This window comes from Aquabacterium sp., from assembly GCF_035476535.1.
Lineage (GTDB): Bacteria > Pseudomonadota > Gammaproteobacteria > Burkholderiales > Burkholderiaceae_C > Pseudaquabacterium.
Window position 1 is genome coordinate 1 of the sequence record NZ_DATILJ010000030.1, and the last position, 17,949, is coordinate 17,949.

At 68.5% G+C, this 17,949-nt stretch carries 17 protein-coding genes and 1 pseudogene; 11 read left to right on the plus strand and 7 right to left on the minus strand.

Annotated elements, in window-relative coordinates:
* Window positions 1–1,453, minus strand: a 1,453-nt coding sequence (locus VLK61_RS03625; protein ID WP_325418401.1) for a cache domain-containing protein, incomplete at its 3' end; no start/stop codon positions are given.
* 736 nt (window positions 1,454–2,189) lie between these two features.
* On the minus strand, window positions 2,190–3,668 hold the full coding sequence (locus VLK61_RS03630) for a sigma-54-dependent transcriptional regulator (RefSeq protein ID WP_414636765.1): 1,479 nt from the start codon (window positions 3,666–3,668) through the stop codon (window positions 2,190–2,192).
* Window positions 3,669–3,859: 191 nt separating this feature from the next.
* Between VLK61_RS03630 and VLK61_RS03635 the strand changes: the two genes are divergently transcribed.
* The 8 genes from VLK61_RS03635 (at window position 3,860) to VLK61_RS03670 (ending at window position 11,422) form a co-directional block, all read left to right on the plus strand.
* Complete coding sequence (locus tag VLK61_RS03635) at window positions 3,860–4,069, plus strand: formate dehydrogenase (protein WP_325418404.1); 210 nt, start codon at window positions 3,860–3,862, stop codon at window positions 4,067–4,069.
* A 66-nt stretch (window positions 4,070–4,135) separates the two neighbouring features.
* The gene (locus tag VLK61_RS03640) at window positions 4,136–7,117 is read left to right on the plus strand and encodes a formate dehydrogenase subunit alpha (RefSeq protein ID WP_325418406.1); all 2,982 of its coding nucleotides are present in this window, start codon (window positions 4,136–4,138) and stop codon (window positions 7,115–7,117) included.
* A 21-nt stretch (window positions 7,118–7,138) separates the two neighbouring features.
* Window positions 7,139–7,786 (plus strand): formate dehydrogenase FDH3 subunit beta, encoded by a 648-nt coding sequence (gene fdh3B, locus VLK61_RS03645; RefSeq protein WP_325418408.1) that lies wholly within the window; start codon window positions 7,139–7,141, stop codon window positions 7,784–7,786.
* Complete coding sequence (locus VLK61_RS03650; RefSeq protein WP_325418410.1) at window positions 7,783–8,031, plus strand: hypothetical protein; 249 nt, start codon at window positions 7,783–7,785, stop codon at window positions 8,029–8,031. The genes fdh3B and VLK61_RS03650 overlap by 4 nt, the downstream gene beginning before the upstream one ends.
* Before the next feature lie 22 nt (window positions 8,032–8,053).
* The gene (locus VLK61_RS03655) at window positions 8,054–9,172 is read left to right on the plus strand and encodes a formate dehydrogenase subunit gamma (protein ID WP_325418412.1); all 1,119 of its coding nucleotides are present in this window, start codon (window positions 8,054–8,056) and stop codon (window positions 9,170–9,172) included.
* Window positions 9,173–9,191: 19 nt separating this feature from the next.
* Entirely contained in the window at window positions 9,192–9,581 is a 390-nt protein-coding gene (locus VLK61_RS03660; RefSeq protein WP_325418414.1) for a hypothetical protein, read from the plus strand.
* A gap of 9 nt (window positions 9,582–9,590) precedes the next feature.
* On the plus strand, window positions 9,591–10,472 hold the full coding sequence (locus VLK61_RS03665) for a formate dehydrogenase accessory sulfurtransferase FdhD (RefSeq protein WP_325418416.1): 882 nt from the start codon (window positions 9,591–9,593) through the stop codon (window positions 10,470–10,472).
* Window positions 10,473–10,570: 98 nt separating this feature from the next.
* The gene (locus VLK61_RS03670) at window positions 10,571–11,422 is read left to right on the plus strand and encodes an arylamine N-acetyltransferase family protein (protein WP_325418418.1); all 852 of its coding nucleotides are present in this window, start codon (window positions 10,571–10,573) and stop codon (window positions 11,420–11,422) included.
* Here the strand turns inward: VLK61_RS03670 and VLK61_RS03675 are convergent.
* Genes VLK61_RS03675 through VLK61_RS03685 form a run of 3 tightly spaced genes read right to left on the minus strand, consistent with a single transcriptional unit; the run spans window position 11,415 to window position 14,116 of the window.
* Complete coding sequence (locus VLK61_RS03675) at window positions 11,415–12,761, minus strand: NAD(P)/FAD-dependent oxidoreductase (RefSeq protein ID WP_325418420.1); 1,347 nt, start codon at window positions 12,759–12,761, stop codon at window positions 11,415–11,417. The two genes, VLK61_RS03670 and VLK61_RS03675, sit on opposite strands and share 8 nt — an antisense overlap.
* Entirely contained in the window at window positions 12,758–13,519 is a 762-nt protein-coding gene (locus VLK61_RS03680) for a class I SAM-dependent methyltransferase (protein ID WP_325418422.1), read from the minus strand. Before VLK61_RS03680 ends, VLK61_RS03675 begins: the two co-directional genes overlap by 4 nt.
* A gap of 54 nt (window positions 13,520–13,573) precedes the next feature.
* Entirely contained in the window at window positions 13,574–14,116 is a 543-nt protein-coding gene (locus tag VLK61_RS03685) for a hypothetical protein (RefSeq protein ID WP_325418424.1), read from the minus strand.
* Between the two features lie 95 nt (window positions 14,117–14,211).
* Here VLK61_RS03685 and VLK61_RS03690 point away from each other — a divergent pair, with 95 nt between their 5' ends.
* Genes VLK61_RS03690 through VLK61_RS03700 form a run of 3 tightly spaced genes read left to right on the plus strand, consistent with a single transcriptional unit; the run spans window position 14,212 to window position 16,968 of the window.
* Complete coding sequence (locus VLK61_RS03690) at window positions 14,212–14,967, plus strand: alpha/beta hydrolase (protein ID WP_325418426.1); 756 nt, start codon at window positions 14,212–14,214, stop codon at window positions 14,965–14,967.
* 19 nt (window positions 14,968–14,986) lie between these two features.
* Window positions 14,987–15,694, plus strand: a complete 708-nt coding sequence (locus tag VLK61_RS03695) for a c-type cytochrome (RefSeq protein WP_325418428.1) — start codon at window positions 14,987–14,989, stop codon at window positions 15,692–15,694.
* A complete protein-coding gene (locus tag VLK61_RS03700) occupies window positions 15,691–16,968 on the plus strand; it encodes a cytochrome c (protein ID WP_325418430.1) in 1,278 nt (425 codons plus the stop codon). The genes VLK61_RS03695 and VLK61_RS03700 overlap by 4 nt, the downstream gene beginning before the upstream one ends.
* Window positions 16,969–16,995: 27 nt before the next feature.
* On the opposite strand, the gene VLK61_RS03705 is transcribed toward VLK61_RS03700, so the two are convergent.
* On the minus strand, window positions 16,996–17,508 hold the full coding sequence (locus VLK61_RS03705) for a hypothetical protein (protein ID WP_325418432.1): 513 nt from the start codon (window positions 17,506–17,508) through the stop codon (window positions 16,996–16,998).
* Between the two features lie 18 nt (window positions 17,509–17,526).
* Window positions 17,527–17,949: pseudogene (locus VLK61_RS03710) on the minus strand (peptidase M61); the annotation flags it as partial.

Genomic DNA, 17,949 nt, shown 5'->3' on the forward strand with positions numbered 1-17,949 from the left:
CGGCCACCTTGCGGGCATCGTCGCCCAGCAGTTCACGCGCCAGATCGAGGTTGCCCTGGATCACCGCGATCGGGTTGTTCACCTCGTGCGCGATGCTGGCGGTGAGCTGGCCCACCGCGGCCATCTTCTCGCTGCGCAGCAGCTGCTGCTGCGCGGCCTCCAGCGCGCGGGTGCGCTCGGCCACCTTGGCATCGAGCTCGCTGTTCCAGCGCCTGAGCTCGCGGGTGTTGTCGTCGATGGTGTCGAGCAGGTGGTCCAGGTGCCCGGCCAGCGCGCCGATCTCGTCGCGGTTGGAGACCGTGCCGACGCGGGCCTCCAGCGCACCCGCCTCAACACGTTGCATCGTCGACGCCATCTGCTCCAGCGGCCGGAAGATGCTGCGCGCCCAGCGCACGGCCGCCCAGGCACTGAAGATCATCACCGCGAAGAACACCCCGCCGATGCCGGCCAGCACGCCGTACTTCAGCCAGGTGAAGGGCTTCTCGAGGTAGCCGACGTAGAGCATGCCGATGCGCTGCCCGGCGCTGTCGACCAGCGGCTCGTAGGCCGAGACATACCAGTCGTCGACGACGAAGGCACGGTCCAGCCAGGTCTCGCCGCGGCCCAGCACGGCTTCGCGCACGGCTTGGGAGACGCGGGTGCCGATGGCGCGTTCTTCGCCTGCGGACCCAAACAGCCGCACATTGGTCGAGATGCGCACGTCGTCGAGGAACAGCGTCGCGGTGCCGCGGCTGCCCCATTGCGCGAACGGCAGGCTGCCCTCGGGGTAGACGATGTCGTTGATGTGGTCAATGAAGGGCAGGTTGCGGTTCAGCAGCACGCCGGCCTGCAGCCGGCCGATGACCCGGCCCGCGGGGTCGACGATGGGCGCGCCGGCGCGCACCACCATGGCCCGGTCTTCATGGGTGCGCGCGGTCGCTTGCGCATTGCGCGTGGCCACCAGCGGCACGCTGATGCGCTCGCGCAGCGGCGCCGCCAGCAGGCCTTGCTCGGCCGGCGGCAGCACGGCCACCGAAGCCGTCACGCGGCCGCCATCGGTGCCGGCGAAGGGCAGCGGCGCGACGCCCGGTGCCGCGCCGAAATCGGCCAACACCAGCGTGCCATCGGGTGCCCGCAGGTTGATGAAGTCCAGCCCTTCGCGATGCTTGAAGCGTTGCAGCAAGACCTGCAACTCGGCCGGCGGCGACTGGCCCGGCGACCAGCCCGCCAGCGCGCGCTGCAGCGCATGCGAATCGGCCACCGCCCGCGTGCTAGCCGCCACCTCGTTGAGCACGCGTTCGAAGTAGCCATGCGCCACCGCCAGGTCGGCCCGCACCTTGGTGACCAGCAGCTTGTCCAGCGCCACATTGGCCCACAGCAGCAGCACCAGGCCGAGCAGCGGCAGCACGCCCAGCAAGGGCAGCAGCGCCAGTGCCAGCAGCTTGTGGCGGATGGGCCAGTGACGAGGATTCACGTCATCAGCTCCGCCGCGATGCCTTCGCGCTGACTATCGTTTGCTGCTGACGGCGGCTGGCGGCCCGTTGCGGCCGTTCGATTCTGGTTTTGAGAGGCGATGTTCGATGACCGAGTACTGGAGAGTTGCCGGGATTCCGCCCCGGCGGGCGGGTCACTTCTTTCTGCTGACCCAGAAAGAGGTAACCAAGAAAGAGGGTCTGAAAACCAAACGTTCATCAGTGCCTCCGTCACTCCAGCACGGAGGCACAATTGTGAACACGCCCCTGGCATTCTTAATACCCCGAACCGTCGGTCACCAGATTGGCAATAAAGCCGCACTGGCATTGGAAAGCTTGCAGTGGTTTGCACGAATGGGCGCAAGGCGCCCGGCGAGCAGAAAGAGCGGCGCCCCGCTTTCGAATGCCAGAGTGTGTTCACTGCCAATCTGGTGACCGACGGTTCGGGGTATTGAGAATGCCACTGGGATGCCGCCAGTGGCGCTACAGGACTGCGCGTGCGGAGGCACAAATGAACGTTGGGTTTTAGGCCCTCTTCTTTGGTTACTTTCTTCTGGGCCACCAGAAGCAAGCAAAGCCGGGGTCCGCTCACTTCGCGCAGCGAAGTTATGCGGACACCAAAGTGACCCGCCCGCCGGGGCGGAGTCCCGGCCACGTCCCAGTACACCGCCATCGAATAGCGCCCTCCGACCGAACGACCGCACAGGGCCGCAAGCAGTCGTCCGCCGCAAACGAAGCTCAGCGCAACGGCGTCGCACCGTGCCCGCCCTCGCCCCACTCAGCCACCCGGCGCTCCAAAGTCCGGCGCGAAATGCCCAGCAGCTGCGCCGCACGGGTCTTGTCGCCGCCCACCCCGTCGAGCACCGCCAGGATGTGCTGCTTCTCCAGCGTGTGCAGATCGGTCGTGGCCGGCGTGCCGTGCAGCGGGCGCCGGCCGGCCATGCGGGACAGGCCCTGGTACAGCGCCGAGACGTTCAGCGCGCCGAGGATCAGCGAGCGCTCGATCAGGTTGCGCAGTTCGCGCACGTTGCCGGGCCAGTCGTACTGCTGCAGGTAGGCCAGCTCGTCGGGCGTCACCTCGATCGGCGGCACACCCAGCTGCGGCGACAGCGTGTTGATGAAGTGCGCCACCAGCTCGGGGATGTCTTCCTTGTGCGCACGCAGCGGCGGCAGGTTGATCTCCACCACCTGCAGCCGGTAGTACAGATCGTCGCGAAAGCGCCCGGCCGCCACTTCATCGGACAGCCGGCGGTGGGTGGCGGCGATGATGCGCACGTCCACCGGGATCTCCTGCTCGCTGCCCAGCGGGCGGATGCGCCGGTCTTCCAGCACGCGCAGCAGCGTGGCCTGCAGCGGCGGCGGCAGCTCGCCGATCTCGTCGAGGAACAGCGTGCCGCCCTGGGCGTAGACGAACAGGCCGTCGCGGCCCTTGCGGCCGCCCTCGGCGGTGACGCCATGCGCGTGGCCGGACGCGCCGTGCGAATGTCCGGACGCGCCATGGGCATGTCCGGACGCGCCATGCGCGTGGCCGAACAGCTCGGCCTCGATCAGCTCGGGCGACATGGTCGCGCAGATCACCGGCACGAAGGGGCCCGCCGCGCGCGGGCTGTTGCGGTGCAGCGCCAGCGCGGCCAGCTCCTTGCCGGTGCCCGATTCACCGGTCAGCAGCACGGTGGACGGAGCGCCGGCCACGCGCTGGATCGCGGCCTGCAAACCCTTGATGGCGATCGATTGCCCCACCAGCCCGTCGGCCGCCGGCATGCGCTGCGACAACGTGCGGCGCAACACCCAGTTCTCGCGCCGCAGCAGCGCGCGCTCCAGCCCATGCTTGAGCGCGTTGAGGATCTGCGTCAGGCGGAACGGCTTCAGGATGAAGTCGCTGGCACCGGCGCGCAGCGCCTCGATGGCGGTGTCCAGGTCGGCGAAGGCGGTGATCAGCACCACCTCGCTGGCTTGGCCGCGTTCACGCAGCTCGCGCAACCAGGCAATGCCGCTCTTGCCCGGCAGCGCGATGTCCAGCACGATCAGATCGAAGCGGTGGCGGCGCACCAGTTCGTCGGCCTCTTCGGCAGTACCGGCCGCCAGCACGCGGCCGACGCGCGGCGCCAACGTCTTCTCCAGGAAGTTGCGCATGCCCGGCTCGTCGTCGACCACCAGCACGGTGGCCAAGGGCCAGCGTTCGGTGCCGGGCGGCAAGGGGTTGGGTTCGTTGGGCATCACGGCGGTGGCGCGCTGCAGGTCGGTGCAGGTCGGTGCAATAGGGTTGACGACAGTTTGTCGTGCCAATTGCGACAAAGTGTCGCGCGAAAACCCGGGGCGCACCGGATTGAAGCCGGGTAATCGCTGACACCTAATGCAGGTGTTGCTATGCAATGCCATGCATGGGTTCAACTGCCTGGAGCGCCATCATGAACCAATCTCGCCCGCCCGAACTGAAGCGCCGCCGCCTGTTTGCCGGTATCGGCACCGCCGGTGCCGTGGCCGCCACCGCCGCGGTGTTGCCGCTGGTGAGACCGGTCGACCCGGCCGCTGCCGAACCCAAGCCCGCGCCTGAGAAGGGCGGCGGCTACCAGCTCACCGAACACGTGCTGCGCTACTACCAGACGGCCAAGGTCTGAGACCAGACGGCCAAGGTCTGAGCCCCACCGAAGCGCCAAGGTCCGTGCCCTGAACGGGAGCCCCTCATGTTGTTGACCCGCAAATCATCCACCGCCAGCGGTGCTGGTGCCCACTCACCCCTGGTCGGCAGCCTGGCCCGCAGCTTGACGCGCGCCATTCCGACGATGGACCGCCGCGCCTTCCTGCGCCGCTCCGGCCTGGGTGTGGGCGCGGGCATCGCCACCTCGCAGCTGCTGCTGGTCAAAAAGGTGCAGGCCGCCGACGAGGCCAAGCCGGGAAGCGCGAAGAAGGTGGAAGTCAAGCGCACCGTCTGCGGCCACTGCTCGGTGGGCTGCGCGATCGATGCGGTGGTCGAGAACGGCGTCTGGGTGCGCCAGGAGCCGGTGTTCGATTCACCAATCAACCTGGGCGCGCATTGCGCCAAGGGCGCGGCCGTGCGCGAGAACGGCCATGGTGAATACCGGCTGAAGTACCCGATGAAGCTGGTCGGCGGCAAGTACCAGCGCATCAGCTGGGACCAGGCGCTGGACGAGATCAGCCAGAAGATGCTGGCGCTGCGCAAGGAAAGCGGCCCGGATTCGGTGTTCATCGTCGGCTCCTCGAAGCACAACAACGAGCAGGCCTACCTGCTGCGCAAGTGGGTCAGCTTCTGGGGCAGCAACAACACCGATCACCAGGCACGCATCTGCCACTCCACCACCGTTGCGGGGGTCGCCAATACCTGGGGGTATGGCGCGATGACCAACTCCTACAACGACATGCAGAACTCGAAGGCTGCGATGTACATCGGCAGCAATGCGGCCGAGGCGCACCCGGTCTCGATGCTGCACATGCTGCATGCCAAGGAGAACGGCTGCAAGATGATCGTCGTCGACCCGCGCTTCACGCGCACCGCCGCCAAGGCCGACGAGTACGTGCGCATCCGCTCCGGCACCGACATCCCGTTCCTCTTCGGCGTGCTGCACCACATCTTCAAGAACGGCTGGGAAGACAAGCAGTACATCGAGAACCGTGTCTACGGCATGGACAAGGTGCGCGAGGAAGTGCTTGCGAAGTGGACGCCCGACAAGGTGCTGGAAGCCTGCGGCGTCGACGAGGCCACCTGCTACAAGGTGGCCAAGATCATGGCCGAGAACCGGCCCTCGACGCTGGTCTGGTGCATGGGGCAGACGCAGCACACCATCGGCAATGCCATCGTACGGGCGTCGTGCATCGTGCAGCTGGCGCTGGGCAACATCGGCGTCTCGGGTGGCGGCGCCAACATCTTCCGCGGCCACGACAACGTGCAGGGCGCCACCGACATCGGCCCCAACCCCGATTCGCTGCCCGGCTACTACGGCCTGGCCGAAGGCGCGTGGAAGCTGTTCGCCAAGGTCTGGAACGTCGACTTCGAGTGGATCAAGAAGCAGTACGCGCCCGGCATGATGAGCAAGCCGGGCATGACCGTGTCGCGCTGGATCGACGGCGTGCTCGAGAAGAACGAGCTGATCGACCAGGACAGCAACCTGCGCGGCATGTTCTTCTGGGGCCATGCGCCGAACTCGCAGACCCGCGGTCTCGAGATGAAGAAGGCGATGGACAAGCTCGACCTGCTGGTCGTCATCGATCCCTTCCCCTCGGCCACGGCCGCGATGGCAGCGATGCCGGGCAAGCCCGAGGACCAGAACGCCAACCGTGCGGTCTACCTGCTGCCGGCCTGCACGCAGTTCGAGACCAGCGGCTCTTGCACCGCCTCGAACCGTTCGCTGCAGTGGCGCGAGCGGGTCATCGAACCGCTGTGGGAAAGCCGCTCCGACCACATGATCATGGCCCAGTTGGCCGACAAGCTGGGCTTCGGCAAGGAACTGGTCAAGAACTACAAGATGGTCGCGATGAAGGGCGGGCTGATGGAGCCCGAGCCGGAATCGATCCTGCGCGAGATCAACAAGTGCACCTGGACCATCGGCTATACCGGGCAGAGCCCGGAGCGGCTGAAGGCGCACATGCGCAACATGAACGTCTTCGACATCAAGACGCTGCGCGCCAAGGGCGGCATCGACAAGGAGACCGGCTACTCGTTGGACGGCGACTACTTCGGCCTGCCCTGGCCTTGCTACGGCACGCCGGAGATGAAGCATCCCGGCTCGCCGAATCTGTACGACAACAGCCGCCATGTGATGGACGGCGGCGGCAACTTCCGCGCTAACTTTGGTGTGGAGCGGGAGGGTGTCTCGCTGCTGGCCGGTGACGGCTCGCACAGCAAGGGTGCCGAGCTGACCACCGGCTACCCGGAGTTCGACCACTTGCTGCTGAAGAAACTGGGTTGGTGGAACGACTTGACCGAGGCCGAGAAGACCGCCGCCGAAGGCAAGAACTGGAAGACAGACCTGTCCGGCGGCATCCAGCGCGTGGTGATGAAGGTGCATGGCTGCCACCCCTTCGGCAATGCCAAGGCGCGCGCGGTGGTGTGGAACTTCCCGGACCCGATCCCGCTGCACCGCGAGCCGCTGTACAGCAACAAGCCGGACCTCATCGCCAAGTACCCGACGCACGACGACAAGAAGGCCTTCTGGCGCCTGCCCACGCTGTACAAGACCGTGCAGGACAAGAACAAGGACATCGGCAAGACCTTCCCGCTGATCATGACCTCGGGCCGGCTGGTCGAGTTCGAAGGCGGTGGCGAAGAGACGCGCTCCAACCCCTGGCTGGCCGAACTGCAGCAGGACATGTTCGTCGAGATCAACCCGAAGGCCGCCAACGATCGTGGCATTCGCAACGGCGAATATGTGTGGATCAAGACGCCGCCGATGCTGGCGGTGCCCGAATTCAAAGGCATGCGGGTGAAGGCGCTGGTCACCGAGCGGGTCGATGCCGAGACGGTGTTCCTGCCCTTCCATTTCTCGGGCCGCTGGGGCGGTGTCGATCTGGCGCCGTATTACCCGGACGGCGCCAAACCGGTGATCCGCGGCGAATCGGTCAACACCGCGACGACTTACGGCTATGACAGCGTGACGATGATGCAAGAGACCAAGACGACGGTCTGCCAGATCGAAAAGGCCACGGCCTGATCGGCCGCCAGGAGACCCACCATGGCTCGAATGAAGTTTGTCTGCGACTCTGAACGCTGCATCGAATGCAACGGCTGCGTCACCGCCTGCAAGGCAGAGCACGACGTGCCTTGGGGCGTGAACCGCCGGCGTGTCGTCACGCTGAATGACGGCATCCCCGGCGAGAAGAGCATCTCGGTGGCCTGCATGCATTGCAGCGATGCGCCGTGCATGGCGGTATGTCCGGTGGACTGCTTCTACCGCACCGATGAAGGCGTGGTGCTGCACGACAAGGATGTCTGCATCGGCTGCGGCTACTGCTCTTATGCCTGCCCGTTCGGCGCGCCGCAGTTCCCGACCAATGGCCAGTTCGGCTTGCGCGGCAAGATGGACAAGTGCACCTTCTGCGCCGGCGGGCCGGAAGAAAACGGCTCCGAGGCCGAGTTCGAGAAGTACGGCCGCAACCGCCTGTCCGAAGGCAAGCTGCCGGCCTGCGCCGAGATGTGCTCGACCAAGGCCCTGCTGGGCGGTGACGGCGACGTGGTGGCCGACATCTTCCGCAACCGCGTGCTGGTGCGCGGCAAGGGCAGCGAAGTCTGGGGCTGGGGCACGGCTTACGGCAAGCCGACGCAGGGTGCGCCGAGCGGCGGAGCCGCGCCGCAACCCAAGGCCGAGGGCACGAAATCATGAGAGGGCGTGTTGGGCACGTGATGCTGGCAGTGCTGGCCGGACTGGTGTTGCCGGGCTGTGCCGAGCGGCCGCAAAGTGCCGACGGCACGGCCCGCAAGTCCGATCAGAAGGCCTGGCACCAACCGGTCAACAAGAGCGACGTGGTCAAGGGCTGGAACTCGGATGACCAGGCCAGCTGGGAGCAGCAGATGCGCATCCGCGTCCAGGGCCAGAACGAATACTCGCGCGCGGCCGCCAAACCGTGAGCACGCATTCCAGGGAGCAGTGATGCAGATCCTGATCCGAACCTTGGTGCTGGCTTCGGCCCTGCTGCTGTGCCATGGCAGCGTGATGGCCCAGGCCGCCGCGCAGCCGCCGGCCGCCACCAGCTCGGCCCCCGAGCCCAAACCCGACGACACCAACGCGCAGCGCGCAAAGAGCCAGCCCGGCAACAACGCGCCGTTCTGGCGCGCGGTGCGCGAGTCCGGCAACCAGGCCGGCACCAGCAACCTGCCCGGCGCCGAGAAGGGCGTGCTGATCCAGCCCTTCGTACAGTACCCGGGGGTGCGCTGGAACAATGCCGGCGAGGCTTGGCGCCAGGTGCGCAACAAGTGGATCCTGCCCTATGGCGGCGCGCTGGTGATCATCACGCTGCTGGCGATTGCGATCTTCTACTGGCGCAAGGGGCCGCTGGGCAGCGAGCACGCGCCCACCGGCCGCGTCATCGAACGCTTCACGCCCTTCGAGCGCGCGGCGCACTGGTCCAATGCCATTGCCTTCAGCATCCTGGCCATCTCCGGACTGGTGATGGCCTTCGGCAAGTTCTTCCTGCTGCCGGTAATCGGCGGCACGCTGTTCGGCGGCCTGAGCTATGTGCTGAAGACTGCGCACAACTTCGCCGGGCCGCTGTTCGCGGTGTCGGTGCTGATCGTGTTCCTGACCTTCCTGCGCGACAACTGGCCCAGCGCGGCCGACCTGCGCTGGCTGCTGCAGGGCGGCGGCATGATCGGCCGGGCCCACCCGCCGTCGGCGCGCTTCAACGGCGGCGAGAAGCTGATCTTCTGGGGCGGCGTGCTGCTGCTGGGCAGCGTGGTCGTCGGCTCCGGGCTGGTGCTGGACAAGGTGCTGCCCGGCCTGGACTACCTGCGCACCGACATGCAGGTGGCGCACATGATCCACGCCGTCGCGGCGCTGCTGATGGTGGTGGTGTTCCTCGGCCACATCTACATGGGCACCATCGGCACACGCGGCGCTTTCCAGGCGATGCGCACCGGCTATGTCGACGAGGCCTGGGCCCGTGAACACCACGCGCTGTGGCTGGCCGACATCGAGGCCGGCAAGATCCCGGCACAGCGCTCGGCGGACAAGCCGCCGGCGCCACTGTCCGGCCAGCCCCACCCCACCTGACGCCGACGAGGAGCCGCGCATGAACCCCAAGACCCTCGTGACGATGCTGGCGCTGGCCGGCATCGGCAGCGCCGCGCTGGCCAAGCTGCCGGCTTTGAGCGACGAAGCCAAGGCCAAGGCGGCGGAAACCGCGGCGAAGACCGGCTGGAGCGCCAAGCTCGCAGACTTCCAGCTCTGCAAGGCCATGGACCGCGTGGCGGGCTCCTACCGCGCCGAGGCGAAGAAAGCCGGCAAGGAGGCGCCACCGCCGGTCGACACACCCGCCTGCAGTGACCCGGGCGCCTTCGTCTACGCGCCGGCCGAAGCCAAGCCGCCGCTCGAGGCCGCCGGCGCCCATTCACCACCCAAGACCGCCGCCGCCCCGCCGAGCACCACCACGCCCGCTGCTGCGATGCCGGCGAAGAAGTAAGCTCGGGGCATGAGCCTGGCCCTGCCCTCCGCTGCACCGCGCACCCTTCCCTGGCTGACCGAAGCCCGCGCGACGCTGACGCGCGAGATCACCATCGTCGATGAATTCGGCGTGCGCCGGCCCATCGCCATTCCCGCCGAGCGGCCGCTGACGGTGTATGTCGACAAGCGTGAGCTGGTCACGCTGATGACGCTGGGCGCCATGCCGGAACTGCTGGTGCTGGGCTACCTTCGCAACCAGCGGCTGATCGAGCAAGTGGACGAGATCGAGTCGATCACCGTCGACTGGGACGTCGCTGCCGCCGCGGTGAAAACCCGCTCGGGCATCAGCGACATCGAATCGCGCACCGCACGCCGGGTCGTCACCACCGGCTGCGGCCAGGGCACGGTGTTCGGCGAGCTGATGGGCCACCTGGGCGGCGTGCAGCTGCCTAACGCGCAAAATGCACGCATCCGGCAGGGCACGCTGGTGGGCATGCTGGAGCTGATGCGCCAGCAGAACAGCATCCACCGCAAGGCCGGTTCGGTGCACGGCTGCGCCCTCTTCCGCGGCGCCGAGATGCTGATGTTCGTCGAGGACGTGGGCCGCCACAACGCCATCGACACCATTGCCGGCTGGATGGCGCTGCACGGCGTGACCGGCGAGGACAAGACCTTCTACACCACCGGCCGGCTGACCAGCGAGATGGTGATGAAGTCGGCGCAGATGGGCGTGCCGATCATCGTCTCGCGCAATGGCGTCACCGCGATGGGCCACGAGCTCGCCACGCAACTGGGCATGACGCTGTTCGGCCGCGCATCGAACCGGCATTTCCTCTGCTACACCGGCTTCGAGCGCTTCGATTCGGAGCCCGAGCCCCAGCGGGCGGCGGTGCACGTGGTTTCGGCGTAGTCCGCGAAGCCGGCTGCCGGGCATCGAATCACCCCGAGTGCGGACAACCCCCCAGATGGCACCGGCGCGGTCTTGCCGGTTGCTGCGATCATGTGGGCATGACCGACTTCGACCTCGACGCCTACTGTCAGCGCATCGCCTACGCCGGCCCGCGCACGATCTCGCTGGACACCTTGAGCGCGGTGCACCGTGCGCATGCCAGCGCCATTGCCTTCGAGAACCTCGACCCGCTGCTCGGCCGGCCGGTGCGGCTGGACCTGGCCTCGCTGCAGCACAAGCTGGTCAGCGAACGCCGCGGCGGCTTCTGCTACGAGCAGAACCTGCTGCTCGGCGCCGGCCTGCGCGCGATGGGCTTCACCGTGGCCGACCTGGCCGCGCGGGTGCACTGGAACATCCCCGTCGAGATCACCCGGCCACGCACGCACATGCTGCTGACGGTGAACGTGGCAGCGCAGCGCTACATCGTCGACGCCGGCTTCGGCGGCCACACGCTGACCGCGCCGCTGCGCATGGACCGCCGCGTGCCGCAGCGCACACCGCATGGCCCGATGCGCCTGCTGTACAGCGAAGGCCTCTACGCACTGCAGGCCGAAGTGGGCGGCCCGGCCGAGCGCGAGTGGCGCGCGCTCTACAGCTTCGACCAGCAGCCGCAGCTGGTCAGCGACTTCGAGATGGCCTGCTGGTACCTCTGCCACCACCCGGAGTCCGTCTTCCACAGCACGCTGCTGGCGGCGCGGCCGGTGGCCGATGGCGGCCGCATCGCGCTGCGCGGTCACGTTTTCACCCGCTACCGTCTCGATGGCACAGCCGAGGTCCAGATGCTGGACAGCGGCGCAGCGCTGCGCGAGGTGCTGCAGCGGCAGTTCGGCCTGCAGCTCGAAGGCGTCGCCGGGCTCGACGAGAAGCTCGAAGCGGTGGCGGCCGCGGGCCGTTCCGAGGGCGCTACTTGATCACTGTCTCACCCTGCAGCTTGCCCATGTCGCGGATGTTGAAGCGGTGGCGCTTCCAGCCCGCGAAGGTGCGGCGGAAATTGGTGATCGAGATCAGGTAGTAGATGGCCTTCATCGCGTACAGCGAGGGCTTGATCGGCGTGCGGCCGTACAGGTCGCCGGCCAGCAGCGACATCAGCGCCTCCTTCACGCGCAGCGGGTTCACCGGGTGCATGAACATGTCGCGGATGGTCGGGTTGGTCACGCGGTAGATGAACCACGAATACTCGCGCGGTCCGACACGCATGGTCTTCTCGTAGCGCTTGCGGGCCTTGGCCGCTTCACGCGGGCGGTCCAGCGTGGCGGCGACCACGTCGACGCCATCGAAGGCGCTGTGCATCGCCAGGTAAACGCCGGACGAGAACATCGGGTCGATGAAGGTGAAGGCATCGCCGAGCATCAGGTAGCGCTCGCCGCTGCAATGGCGGGCGATGTACGAGTAGTTGCCGGTGGCATGCACCGCGTCGTCGACGAGTTCGGCGTCCTTCAGCCGCTCGACCAGCACCGGGCACAGCGCGATGGTGTCGGCAAAGAATTCCTTCAGCGGCTTGTCGCGCGACTTCAGGTAGTAGGGCCAGCACACCGCGCCGATGCTGGTGGTGCCGTCGGCCAGCGGGATGAACCAGAACCAGCCATGCTCGAACCAGCAGATGCTGATGTTGCCTTCCTTCTTGCCTTCCAGCCGCTTGGCGTTGCGGAAGTGGCCGAACAGCGCCGAGCTGTTGTGCTCGGGATTCTTGTCCTTGATGCGGAACTTGTTGGCCAGCAGGGTGTCACGGCCCGACGCGTCGATGACGAAGCGCGTGCGCCACTGCCGCTGGCTGCCATCGTCCATCGTCGCGCCCACGGTCGCGCCGTCACCGTCGAACTGCACATCGCGCACGCGGCAGCCTTCCAGCGTCGTGGCACCACGCGACGCGGCGTTGCGGAACAGCAGTTCGTCCAGCTCGGAGCGGCGCACCTGCCACGAAAACGGCATGCTCTTGTCCCAGGCGTCGCCGAACTCGACGCAGCTGGTGTAGCTGTGCTCGGGCGAAACGAACTCGATGCCGAACTTCGGCATGCCGATCTTCTCGACCTGCTCGCGCACGCCCAGCCGGTCGAACAGGCCGACATTGCAGGGCAGCAGCGATTCGCCGATGTGAAAGCGCGGGTGGTGTTCCTTCTCCACCAGCACCACGCGCCGGCCCTGCTGAGCCAGCAGCGCCGCGGCGGTGGAGCCGGCGGGGCCGCCGCCGATCACCAGCACGTCACAGCTGTCGGTTTGGTTCATCGCAGGGTTCGCTTGCGGAATGCTCATGAGGGTTTGATCGCGGTGTACTCGGAAAAGATGCCCAGCTCGACATGGCGCCGCACCTGCGTGAAGCCGGCCTCTTGCAGCGCGGCCATCACCGCTTCGGGCGGAATGCAGGCCTCGATGGTGTCCCAGTAATAACGCCAGAGTTCAGCGGTTTGCTGCTTGCGTGCGACGACCTTCGCGATCAAGGGCACCACGGCGCGCATGTAGCCCTTCAGCAGCCGCGTGGCCATCGGCCCGGCAGGGCGGGTGATCTCCAGCACCAGCAGCCGGCCGCCCGGGCGCAGCGTGCGGTGGAATTCGGCAAAGGCCGCGGCCACATCGGAGATGTGGCGCAGCGCGTAACCCATGCTGAGGAAGTCGCAGCTGGCATCGGGCCGCGGCAGCGCCTCGGCCTGGCCGCGCACCAGCTCGATGCCAGGCAGGCCGATCTGCGCCATCATGCCCGGGCTGGGGTCGATGCCGACCAGCCGGCCCTGCGCACCGATCAGCGGCAACGCTTCGCGCGCGACCATGCCGGTGCCGATGCCGACATCGAGCACGCGGTCGCCCATCGCGATGCCGGCGCGTTGCAGCGCGCCGCGGCGGTACCAGCGACCCGAACCGAAGGCCAGCACCCGTTCGATGCGCTCGTAGTCCGGCGCGGTGTCGTCGAAGATGCGCCGCAGGAACCGCTGGTGCTCGGGCTCGTCGCTGTAGTAGTCCGTCAGAGGACGGTGCGGCGGCAGCTGCCCGGGCGCGGGGCGGGGGGTATCGGTCATCGCATGATTATCACCACGCGGCCGGCACCGACCCGGCGAGCTAAGGCGGCGGGATCAGTTCAGCGCCCACAGTGCCAGCAGGCAGGTCACGACGCCCGCAACGAGAAAGGGCAGCCACCAAGCCCCACCCTCGTAGGTTGATGCATCGGACGGCGAGTCGAGCGCCGCGCGCTCGGCGACCATCCCGCGGTGGCGCGGCCGCGTCCGGGTCCGGGTTGAGCGACTGGTTCGCGCATCCCAGTCCGCCACATCGCGGTAGACGTTGCGATGTTCACTGAACACCTGCGCGCCCAGCCGGTCGGCCAGCACGAACATCACCGCCACCAGCCGGCGATCGACCTGCTCACCGCACACATAGCCTTGCTGCAGCACCAGCCCGCGCCGACGGCTGCCGCGCAGCATCGCGCGCACGGGGCCGTCACCCGGGATGGCATGCACGTCCAGCTCGGGCAGGGTAGAAGCAGCTTCCCACCACTCCTGCGCCGAGATGGGGGTCTTGCTCCAGCCGCTGCGCGCGACAAATGCGCGAACGCCCATCCCACCCACTCCCTCGTTGATCTGGTCCGCACTGTGGCGCCCGGCCCGGCCGCTCGTCAAGCCCGCAGCCAGGCACTGCCCCCGTGAACACGCGCCCCGGAACGCGGGTGTAGGCTTGTGCGCCCTGCCCCGCGTCGCCCACCCTGATGAAGCGCATGCTGCTGACCACCGGCCTGACCCTGCTGCTCGGCTACGCCGTCGTTTGCGGGCTGATGTGGCTGAACCAGCGCGGGATGATCTACTTTCCGACGCCGGCCCGGCCGGCGCACGGCACCCAGCCGACGCTGCAGGTGCTCGATGCCGTGCTGCGCCTGGCCGTGCACGCGCAGCCGGGTAGCCCGCGCGCGCTGATCTACTTCGGCGGCAATGCCGAGGACGTGTCGGGCAGCCTGCCGGACCTCGCCGAGGCCTTCCCCGCGCACGCAATCTACGCGCTGCACTACCGCGGCTACAGCGGCAGCACCGGCACGCCGACCGAGACAGCGCTGCACGCCGACGCCCTGGCCCTGTACGACCAGGTGCAGCGCAGCCATGCCCGCATCACGCTGGTCGGCCGCAGCCTGGGCAGCGGCGTGGCGGTGCGGCTGGCGGCGCGGCGGCCAGTCGAGCAACTGGTGCTGGTCACGCCGTTCGACAGCCTGCAGCGCGTGGCCCAGCAGGCCTATCCCTGGCTGCCGGTGCGCTGGCTGCTGCGCGACACCTACGAGTCCTGGCGCCACGCGCCGCAGGTCACGGCACCGACTAGGCTGATCCTGGCTGGGCACGACGAGGTCATTCCGCCAGCCCATGGCCTGGCGCTGGCCGGGCACTTCCGACCCGGCATCGCCAGCGTGCACACCGTGGCTGAGGCCGGGCACAACGACATCTCGGCCTTCGCGGGCTATGCCGCGCTGTTGAATGGCAGCCGCTGATCGCGGCATGATGCAGGCCATGAAGCGCACCGCCCTGGGCCACGTCGCCGGCCTGCTGGTCAGCACCGCGGCCATCGCGGCACCCGCGGCCTCGGCGCCGGACACCATGGCCCAGCGCATGCAGGCCTGCACGCCCTGCCACGGCAAGGAGGGCCGCGCCAGCAGCGAAGGCTATCTGCCGCGCATCGCCGGCAAACCGGCCGGCTACCTGTACAACCAGCTGCTGAACTTCCGCGACGGGCGCCGCCGTGGCGGGCGCATGGCCGGGCTGGTCGAACACCTGAACGACGCCTACCTGCAGGAAATGGCCGCGTACTTTGCGACTTTGGACCTGCCCTACCCGCCGCCGCAGACCACCGGCGCCCCGGCCACACTGGTCGCGCGCGGCGAGCGGCTGGTGCGACAGGGCGATGCCAGCCGCCAGCTGCCGGCCTGCGCCGCCTGCCATGGCGCCGGGCTGATGGGCATGCAGCCGGCCACGCCCGGCCTGCTGGCACTGCCGCGCGACTACCTGATCGCGCAGATCGGCCGCTGGAAGGTGGGCGTGCGGCGCAGTGCGGCGCCGGATTGCATGGCGCAGATCGCAGAGCGCCTGAGCGCGGACGACCTGAGCGCGCTGGCCGCCTGGCTGTCGTCGCAAGCCGTGCCGCCCGGCGCCAAGCCCGCGGAGGCGCCGAACGAAGCGCTGCCCATGCGCTGCGGATCCAGTGATGGGGCCGCCAAGTGAAGCGACGCTGGATCGCCGGCGTTGCCGTGCTGGGCCTGGTGGGCCTGGCCGCCGCCGCGGTGGCGTGGCTGAACCTGCGTGACGAAGCACCCCTCACCGACACTGCCCCGCTCGGCGCCACGACTGCGCAGGTGCAGCGCGGCGCCTACCTCGCACTGGCCGGCAACTGCGCCGGCTGCCACACCGCCCGCGGTGGCACGGCCTATGCCGGCGGGCGCGGCATCGAGACACCGTTCGGCACCGTCTACGCCGGCAACCTGACGCCGGACCCCGACACCGGCCTCGGCCGCTGGACGCCGGCGCACTTCTGGCGCGCGCTGCACAACGGCCGCTCGTTCGACGGCCGCTTGCTCTACCCGGCCTTCCCCTACCCGCACTTCACACGCATCACGCGCGAGGACAGCGACGCGCTGTACGCCTACCTGCGCAGCCTGTCGCCGGTGGCGCAGGCGCCGCGGCCGCATGCGCTGCGCTTCCCGTACGACAGCCAGCTGGCGCTGGCGGTCTGGCGCGCGCTGTTTTTCACGCCGACCGCACAACAGCCCGAAGCCGGCCGTTCGGCCGAATGGAACCGCGGCAGCTACCTGGTGCGTGGCCTGGGCCATTGCAGCGCCTGCCATGCCTCACGCAACCTGCTGGGCGCGCAGAGCGACGAACAGCAACTGGGCGGCGCGACGATTCCGATGCAGGACTGGTACGCCCCGGCGCTCAACGCGGCGGCCGAAGCCGGCGTGGCCGGCTGGGACCTGCAGCAGGTGGTGCAGCTGCTGAAGACCGGCACCGCGCCGCGCGGCAGCGTGCTAGGCCCGATGGCCGACGTGGTGTTCCGCAGCACGCAGCATCTGCAGGAGAGCGACTTGCGCGCCATGGCGGTCTACCTGCAATCGCTGCCGCAGGCACCGGTGCCCGCGAAGCCGGCGTCCGGGCCCGCATCATCGGCGGCCTCGGCAGCCGTGGCGCTGAACACCCGTGGCCAGAAGCTCTACGACCGGCGCTGTGCCGATTGCCATGGCGCCGATGGCCGCGGCGTGCCCGGCGCCTACCCGCCGCTGGCCGGCAACCGCGCGGTGACCATGGCCTCGACTGCCAATCTGGTGCTGGTGGTCATCAACGGCGGCTTCCCGCCGGCCACCGCCGGCAATCCGCGGCCATACGGGATGCCGCCCTTCGGCCACGAACTGAGCGCCGCCGAAGTCGCCGACGTGCTGAGCTACATCCGCGCGGCCTGGGGCAACGAGGCCCGGCCGGTGACGGCGCTGGAAGTGCTGCAGTAGATCGGGTCCGTGTCCGTCGAGAAGGCCTCAGCGCGACACGGCAGCGGTCGCGGCCGTTGTCGGGCAGCCGCGCGCATGAGCCAGGCCCTTCAGGTAGGCGCGGCGCACGGTGCCGGCGGCGATCGCCGCGGCCACATCGCGTGAGTAGCGTTCGGCCCCGCTCAGCTTGCGCACCCAGCCGCGGAACGGCACCACGCCCTCGGCGGCGCTGCGCAGCGCGCCGGTGGCGGCGTCGCCCACCGCGTTGCTGCCGCGCTCGATCAGGCTGGGGTTGGTCGGGCTGGCCGGTGCATCGAGGTCAGGACCCAGCACGTCGTCGAGGCCGCGTACTTCGGCCGCCAGCATCTCGCAGCGCTGGTCGGCCGGCGGCAGGTAAGGCTGCTGCTGTGCGCGCTGCAGCGCTGGCGGAATCGGCGCCTGCACGAGGTTGAAGTCGTTCAGCGGCGTCACCGCCGCGCTGCTGACCTGCTTCGAATCGGTGCTGGCGCAGGCCGCCAGCCCCAGGCTCAGCAGCAGCGGCAAGCATCTCGGCAAGCTCATGGGGTGTTCCTTGGTCGTTCAACGGGGGTTCAGCAGCGCCGACAGATGGTCCTCGCGGCCAGCGATGCGCTCCAGGCGAGGGTAGCGCAAGCCGCCGCGCCAATCGATGCGCAGATGCCGGAAATGCGTGCCATCGCGCACCAGCAGGTCGATCGGCGATTGGCCGTCCTGGTTGGCGACGATGGCCTGCTTCAGCACGTCCGGCGTGAAGCTTCGCATGTTCACCGCGACCAGCGTGGCCGAAGGCGCCAGGCCGGCGCGGAAGGCCGGGCCGTCCCACAGCACCTCGGCCAGCTTGCCGTCGCTGGCCACGCGCAGGCCCAGCGAATCGCTGAAGTCGCTGGCCTTGGCGCGGGTCTCGCCGGCCTTGAAGTTGTCGCTGGGCGCATCGCTCCAGGCCAGCTGCCAGCCACCGCGCGCCAGGCCGTCCAGCGGCGCGCC

Excerpts from the sequence above, each read along its gene's own strand:
- VLK61_RS03630 (WP_414636765.1), bottom strand. The coding sequence starts at position 3,668 with ATGCCCAACGAACCCAACCCCTTGCCGCCCGGCACCGAACGCTGGCCC.
- VLK61_RS03635 (WP_325418404.1), top strand. The coding sequence starts at position 3,860 with ATGAACCAATCTCGCCCGCCCGAACTGAAGCGCCGCCGCCTGTTTGCC.
- VLK61_RS03640 (WP_325418406.1), top strand. The coding sequence starts at position 4,136 with ATGTTGTTGACCCGCAAATCATCCACCGCCAGCGGTGCTGGTGCCCAC.
- fdh3B (WP_325418408.1), top strand. The coding sequence starts at position 7,139 with ATGGCTCGAATGAAGTTTGTCTGCGACTCTGAACGCTGCATCGAATGC.
- VLK61_RS03650 (WP_325418410.1), top strand. The coding sequence starts at position 7,783 with ATGAGAGGGCGTGTTGGGCACGTGATGCTGGCAGTGCTGGCCGGACTG.
- VLK61_RS03655 (WP_325418412.1), top strand. The coding sequence starts at position 8,054 with ATGCAGATCCTGATCCGAACCTTGGTGCTGGCTTCGGCCCTGCTGCTG.
- VLK61_RS03660 (WP_325418414.1), top strand. The coding sequence starts at position 9,192 with ATGAACCCCAAGACCCTCGTGACGATGCTGGCGCTGGCCGGCATCGGC.
- VLK61_RS03665 (WP_325418416.1), top strand. The coding sequence starts at position 9,591 with ATGAGCCTGGCCCTGCCCTCCGCTGCACCGCGCACCCTTCCCTGGCTG.
- VLK61_RS03670 (WP_325418418.1), top strand. The coding sequence starts at position 10,571 with ATGACCGACTTCGACCTCGACGCCTACTGTCAGCGCATCGCCTACGCC.
- VLK61_RS03675 (WP_325418420.1), bottom strand. The coding sequence starts at position 12,761 with ATGAGCATTCCGCAAGCGAACCCTGCGATGAACCAAACCGACAGCTGT.
- VLK61_RS03680 (WP_325418422.1), bottom strand. The coding sequence starts at position 13,519 with ATGACCGATACCCCCCGCCCCGCGCCCGGGCAGCTGCCGCCGCACCGT.
- VLK61_RS03690 (WP_325418426.1), top strand. The coding sequence starts at position 14,212 with ATGCTGCTGACCACCGGCCTGACCCTGCTGCTCGGCTACGCCGTCGTT.
- VLK61_RS03695 (WP_325418428.1), top strand. The coding sequence starts at position 14,987 with ATGAAGCGCACCGCCCTGGGCCACGTCGCCGGCCTGCTGGTCAGCACC.
- VLK61_RS03705 (WP_325418432.1), bottom strand. The coding sequence starts at position 17,508 with ATGAGCTTGCCGAGATGCTTGCCGCTGCTGCTGAGCCTGGGGCTGGCG.